Below are 6,278 nucleotides of genomic sequence, written 5' to 3'. Positions count from 1 at the left end.
CACGCTCATCATATCTTCGTAACCGTTCTGAGTTGTTATTGATGTCTTTGGTTTTTCCATAAAAAAGTCTTGACTTGCCTAGTAAACCTGAGTCATTCAGTTGGTTTCTGCATTGAAAAAAGATAAAGGAACCCCACGCATGAAGGGGGGACTCAAAGTAATCGCTAAGAACAGAACGAGGGTGTACTAAAGTTATTAGATCGAGTTGAGCCGCAAAAAGTTCGGCGTAAGGCTCAAAGTATTTGTAGTTTGTTGATTCTGCATCAGGAGATAATGGTTTTTTAGCAGCTAATTTTTCGAGCCAAACGCTTATTCCTTTGTAAGCATATCGATGAATCCTAATGATTTCTTTTTCGTTAGCTGTCTCAAATAGAACGCCTTGAGGTAAGTGACAATCAGGGAAAGAGCTTATCAATGGCACTAATTTCTCTATGGTTAGATTACTCCACGTAGATTTGGCTGCTTGCAAAACTTTTTGATTTTCGATAGAAAAAGGGTCTATCTGCCCGTTAGCGCTCATAATATGAGGCATAGTAGACATTCCGATGACTATTTGTTTACCTGACGATTTAATGTGTGGGCGATCGCTACCCTGCAAAAGTTAGCGATCGCTCTTTAAAACCAAACTATTGCTAGTATAACCTAGTACACCTGGTTATAGACTTATATAAACTTTATTTATAGTATCTTTACAATTAACCGTGTACACTCGGTTATTATAGAGCTATGAAAGGAAACAGAACGGGGAAAGGTTACTATCAGGTACAGGGTAAAGAACCAGTGGCAAAGAAGCCGCTAACCGTCAAGCTGCCTGTAAGTATGGATGAAGCTGTGCGAGAAATAGCTGGAGACAATTTAGCCAACTGGGTAAGAGAAGCGATCGCGGCTAAATTAGCGACAGAACAGCAGGAAAAGTCCGCTTAAATGCCAGAGCTGACTATTGCACAAATGAAATCGCTTTACCGACAATGCCATTGGCTAACAAACGTGGTATTCCAGCCTATTCATGTTGTGCGGTTAGATGAGCGAACGGGAAATCTGTTTATATTGGCAGGGCATGAGGAGTCTATTGAAGTACAAATCAAAGCCGATGGAGAGTTAATATGAGCCAAATCGATTACGCATCTATGACTTTAGATGAAGCGAAAAGCTACTTTCTAGAGCATCGTGATGACACTGAAGCTTTCCACGCTTACATGGATAAGCTTCATGACTCTGGACGCGCTATCGTAATTGACCCAGCCGATCCAGAATCGGAAGCTAAAGCAATCTCTGCCATCCAACAAAAACTCGACCTTCACTTATAAACATAGTTTGGTATCGACAAAGCGCCATGCTAACCAACCTCACCAATCTAACTCTCGAACAATTCTGGACTTTGCCGGAAGGAGAGACTGCTTACGAATTAATAGACGGACAAGCCATACCCAAAGTGTCACCTAAATACTTTCATTCCTCGCTGCAAAGAGCATTGCTGCGGCTGTTTGACGCTTGGTGTCCTGGCAATGGACGAATTAGACCAGAGTGGTCAGTCATTCTAAAACGCAATGGTTCGCCTTGGATTCCTACTCCTGATTTAACCTACATTTCCTATGCTCGTTTACCTAAAAGTTGGAGACGCAATGAAGCTTGCCCAATACCCTGCGATTTAGCGATTGAGATTATTTCCCCAGACCAAACATTCAAACAATTAGCAGACAAAGCCATCGACTACATCAAGGCTGGGGTATTGAGAGTGTGGGTTATCGATCCTGAAACTTTCAGCATCACAGTCTTCTCCCCAGAGGGAGTAAGCAAGCAGCTATCTGGAGATCCAAAAATTATCGATGCGCTGCTGCCTGGTTTAGAACTAACACCAAAAGTTATTTTTGAGGAAGCAGAACTACTTTGACGCAATTAAGATGAGATCGCACGAGCAGGCGTGAAAATGTCCACAATTTATGAAGGAAGTTTTCTTTACACCGCGAACTCCCTCTGAGCCTGTTAAGGGTATGGGGTGGATAGAAATAAATGATGATGCCGTAAAGCGGCTGGGTATTCATCATCTGTATAAATGTGTGTCCTATGGTAGTATTTCTGAAATTATTGGACCAGATGGGTTGAAGTTCAATGCCTACCTGGATAATCCTTACGGCTTTGGAGGTCGTCATAAGAAACGCTTTATTGTACATAGTCATGGAGAGGCAGTTTTGCTTCTTGTGCAGAAGAAATTAACTATTGAGGCAGTGCTACATTTCGTTCGGACTTGGGCAAAGCCCGATGCTAGACTTACAACAATATTCAAATGAATAAGCCACAGTGAGCAAACCAATTGAGTGCATCATCGGAAGAAATAGAATCATTGATAATCTGAGTTAAAGCTTGGTCAAGTGCTTCACGAGTTCGAGCTTGGGCAGAACGCAGGAGTTGCTTAAGTTTTGACCAACATAATTCAATTGGCGATAGGTCTGGGGAGTAGGGCGGCAGGAATACGAGGGTTGCCCCAACAACTTCAATTGCCTCTCGAACCACTGAGGCATGATGAACAGGTAAGTTATCCATCAACACGATTGCACCTTCCCAGAGTTGAGGGACGAGAATCTTTTGAATGTAGAACAAAAACACATCTGTATTGACGCTGCCAACAATGCTCATGGTGGCAATCAAGCCATCAATACTCATGCCGCCAATCAAGGAAACATTTTGCCCCCGAGTACCAGGCGATTCAGTGTCATAGAGACGTTTGCCTTTTGGCGCACGACCGTATAGACGGGTCAATCCTAGATGCATTCCGGTTTCATCGATAAATACCAAATTATGCGGGTCTATAGTAAAACTCCAGAGTCGATAAGCAAATCGGGGTAAATATAGCGAAGCTGTCACCAGGGGCAAGATCGGCTAAAAGCGAGACTGGGCATAGGCTCTAACAATGAAGCCAGTGGTGAAAGTCTTTTGCTGATAAAATCTCGCTCAGTCTGTCCAAAAATCTCTAAAGCGCCCTGGAGCTAACTCGGTATAGCGAACCGTATGCTGAATGTTTTTATGTCCTAAATAAGCTTGAATTGCTCGTGTATCATGTCCCTTAGCTGCTAGATAGAAACCGCAAGCATGGCGTAACATATGCGGATGCACAGAAATTGGCAAGCCAGCTTTGACACCTGCTCGCTCAATAATGCCTCTAGCCGTTGCTGCTGCCATCGCCGCTCCACGCTCAGACATGAATAAATAAGGAGAATCAGGGTACTCCCGTTGCAACTGTCGCAATGCCCGTAGTTCAGGTCCGCGTAGCGGGTGTGTGGCACTGATACCGTGCTTCAGCCGATTAATGTAAATTGTGCCGCCACTGAAATCTACCTGTGACCATCGCAATGCCACCAATTCTGAGATCCGTAAACCGTGACGATAAGCCAAGAGAATTAGAGTCCGGTCGCGATGACCGTGCCGCCCAACAACCTTTGCCGCCTTGAGCATTGCTTCGACTTCACCCGGAAGCAGATGTTCGCGAGTACGCTGTTCTAAATTTGTGAGCTTCAGTGGTGGGGCAGTCCTAGTCATTATTCAAACTTGCCCATAAATGATAATTTGGCACTCTCTGCGTGAGTACCGTTTGATTACATCTTACAGCAATTGATTGTCGCAAACTTGCCCATAAATAAGTGTTATTGGGGATGTTTTAAAGGATTTGCTAAAAGGTCATCGCCTAGGAGATATAATGCTTTGCGGTTGAAAAGTGGGCTTGATGAAGAAAACCTGGCGTTTAGAAGAATTAGTAGAGCATTGGACGTTGCTGCCAAAGGAATTAGAGCAACTAACTCAAAAAAATGACCAGAATACTTTGGGGTTTGCGCTACTACTTAAATTCTTCCAACTAGAAGCTAGATTTCCAGAGAATTGCTCAGAAATTCCTGCGGACGTTGTTAATTATGTAGCAAAGCTGTTAGACATTAAAAGTGAAAAATATCACTCTTACAATTGGCAAGGACGCTCCATTAAATATCACCGCGCCCAAATCCGAGAGTTTTTTGGATTTCGAGAAGCACAAAGTCATGACACAGAAGAATTAGTTAGTTGGTTAATCGAGCAAGCACTAATTTACGAATTGAAGTTTGAGCAATTAGAATTAGCAGCGTTAACTCATTTACGCGAACTCAAAATCGAACCGCCAACATTTTTAAGATTAGAACGATTTATTCGTTCTGCCCTTCATAGTTTTGAAGAGAATTTTTTTAATCAGACTAGCCAGCAGCTATCTAGTCAATCTAAGGATGCGATTGACAACTTGTTAAATTCAGCAGATTCATCTCTGCTTGTAGATGATGTAAATAATCAACCTACTAACGAATTTATTGAAAACCCGGAAACAACCTGGGCAGATTTGAAAACAGATCCCGGTAGAATTGGCATAGAAAGCTTTCAAAAAGAGATTGCTAAGTTAGATAATTTCCGGCAGCTAGGTCTACCGCCAGATTTATTTAAGCAAATTCCCACTAAAGTTCTTCAAGTATATAAAAATAGAGCAGCAATAGAACATCCTCGTGACTTACGCCGCCATCCAGAAGCTATTCGTTACACACTGTTTACTGCTTTTTGTTGGCAGAGAAGTCTTGAGGTTACAGATAATTTAGTCGAACTACTTATCCAAATTGTTCATCGCATAGGAGCGAGAGCCGAAAAACGTGTAGACAAAGAACTTTTGCAAGATTTTAAACGGGTTCATGGCAAGAACAATTTACTATATCAAATGGCAGAAGCTTCTTTAAATCAGCCACATGGCACTGTCAAAGATGTAATTTTTCCCATAGCAGGTGAAGTGACGCTCAAAAATTTAGTCAAAGAGTACAAATCTACGGGAAACGCCTACCGCGAACGGCTTTATACAGTAATGAGGGCTTCCTACGGTGCTTACTATCGGAGAATCTTACCTTTAATTTTGGCTCAGTTAGAATTTTGCTCAAATAATGAAGTTCATCGTCCTGTTATTCAAGCGTTAGAACTACTGAAAAAGTATGCGGACAGTAAACAGCGTTATTACAGCCCAGGAGAAGACATCCCGACCGATGGAGTCTTGCGTACTGGTTGGCAAGAACTGATTTTAGAAAACAACGCTGATGGTGAAATCAAAGTTAATCGGATTAACTATGAATTGAGTGTCCTTCAAGCCTTAAGAGAAAAACTTCGATGTAAAGAAATTTGGGTAGTGGGAGCTAACCGTTATCGCAATCCTGAAGAAGATTTGCCAGGAGATTTTGAGTCTCAAAGATTAGAATACTTTCAGGCTTTGAAACAACCGTCAGATGTCGAACTGTTTATCTCTGCTCTCCAGCAGCAGATGGATGAATCCCTGACATTATTAGCTAAAGAAATACCTAAAAACAAGTTAGTCAAAATTAAAACCAAGGGGGATTCTCGCATTTCGGTTTCTCCTTTGAATCCGCAAACTGAACCGTATAACTTAACACACTTAAAAACTGAAATCACTCGGCGCTGGAAGATGACTAGCCTCCTAGATATTTTGAAAGAGACGGATTTACGGGTTGATATTAGTTCGCATTTTAAGACAGTTTCCAGCCGAGAAGTTTTAGATGAAAGCACACTGCAAAAACGATTGTTGCTCTGTTTATATGGTTTAGGAACGAATACTGGATTAAAGCGTTTAAGTGATGAAATTGGTGATGATAATTATCAGGACTTATTGTATGTAAAGCGTCGTTTTATTCAGAAAGACCAATTACGCAATGCTATTGCTGCTATTGCCAATGCAATTTTTTGTACCAGAATGCCACACATTTGGGGAGAGGGTACAACCGCTTGCGCTTCTGACTCAAAAAAGTTCGGTGCTTGGGATCAAAATCTAATGACCCAGTGGCACATCCGTTATGGTGGGCGTGGCGTAATGATTTATTGGCACGTTGAAAAAAATTCTGTTTGTATTTATTCACAGTTAAAAACCTGTTCCTCCTCGGAAGTGGCAGCAATGATTGAAGGATTATTGCGCCACTGTACGGAGATGAAAGTAGAGAAGAATTATGTAGATAGTCATGGACAAAATGAAGTAGCTTTTGCTTTCTGCCATTTACTGGGTTTTCAGTTAATGCCGCGTCTTAAACGGATAAATGTTCAGAAATTATACCGTCCTGTAACTGGAAATAATGATGCGTATCCAACATTGCAACCGATTTTGACTCGTCCGATTAATTGGGATTTGATTCGTCAGCAATACGACCAGATGGTCAAATATACCACTGCTTTAAGGTTGGGAACGGCAGAAACTGAAGCAATTCTCAAGCGTTTCAGTAAAA

The 6,278-nt window shown here is 41.8% G+C and carries 9 protein-coding genes; 6 read left to right on the top strand and 3 right to left on the bottom strand.

The window, feature by feature from the left end:
- Window positions 1-541: hypothetical protein (locus AC2VE5_RS23655; RefSeq protein ID WP_486890105.1), on the bottom strand; the 541-nt coding region annotated here is incomplete at its 3' end.
- A gap of 185 nt (window positions 542-726) precedes the next feature.
- Here AC2VE5_RS23655 and AC2VE5_RS23650 point away from each other — a divergent pair.
- Genes AC2VE5_RS23650 through AC2VE5_RS23630 form a run of 5 tightly spaced genes read left to right on the top strand, consistent with a single transcriptional unit; the run spans window position 727 to window position 2,288 of the window.
- Entirely contained in the window at window positions 727-924 is a 198-nt protein-coding gene (locus tag AC2VE5_RS23650) for a hypothetical protein (protein ID WP_486890104.1), read from the top strand.
- Window positions 925-1,107 (top strand): DUF6888 family protein, encoded by a 183-nt coding sequence (locus AC2VE5_RS23645; RefSeq protein ID WP_486890103.1) that lies wholly within the window; start codon window positions 925-927, stop codon window positions 1,105-1,107.
- The gene (locus AC2VE5_RS23640) at window positions 1,104-1,307 is read left to right on the top strand and encodes a DUF6887 family protein (RefSeq protein WP_486890102.1); all 204 of its coding nucleotides are present in this window, start codon (window positions 1,104-1,106) and stop codon (window positions 1,305-1,307) included. The genes AC2VE5_RS23645 and AC2VE5_RS23640 overlap by 4 nt, the downstream gene beginning before the upstream one ends.
- 26 nt (window positions 1,308-1,333) lie before the next feature.
- Window positions 1,334-1,891, top strand: a complete 558-nt coding sequence (locus AC2VE5_RS23635) for a Uma2 family endonuclease (protein ID WP_486890101.1) — start codon at window positions 1,334-1,336, stop codon at window positions 1,889-1,891.
- Window positions 1,892-1,940: 49 nt separating this feature from the next.
- On the top strand, window positions 1,941-2,288 hold the full coding sequence (locus tag AC2VE5_RS23630; RefSeq protein WP_486890100.1) for a hypothetical protein: 348 nt from the start codon (window positions 1,941-1,943) through the stop codon (window positions 2,286-2,288).
- On the opposite strand, the gene AC2VE5_RS23625 is transcribed toward AC2VE5_RS23630, so the two are convergent.
- Complete coding sequence (locus AC2VE5_RS23625) at window positions 2,281-2,862, bottom strand: IS630 family transposase (RefSeq protein WP_486890099.1); 582 nt, start codon at window positions 2,860-2,862, stop codon at window positions 2,281-2,283. The genes AC2VE5_RS23630 and AC2VE5_RS23625 overlap by 8 nt on opposite strands.
- A gap of 87 nt (window positions 2,863-2,949) precedes the next feature.
- Window positions 2,950-3,534 carry a tyrosine-type recombinase/integrase gene (locus AC2VE5_RS23620; protein WP_486890098.1) on the bottom strand — a complete coding sequence of 195 codons (585 nt, stop codon included), beginning with the start codon at window positions 3,532-3,534 and terminating at the stop codon, window positions 2,950-2,952.
- A gap of 184 nt (window positions 3,535-3,718) precedes the next feature.
- Between AC2VE5_RS23620 and AC2VE5_RS23615 the strand changes: the two genes are divergently transcribed.
- A partial coding sequence (locus tag AC2VE5_RS23615) for a Tn3 family transposase (RefSeq protein WP_486890097.1) occupies window positions 3,719-6,278 on the top strand: 2,560 nt, incomplete at its 3' end.

This window comes from Aliterella sp. E5.1 (assembly GCF_057473825.1).
Note: the sequence above shows the minus strand (reverse complement) of the source record. Positions and strands in the feature narration are given on the sequence as shown.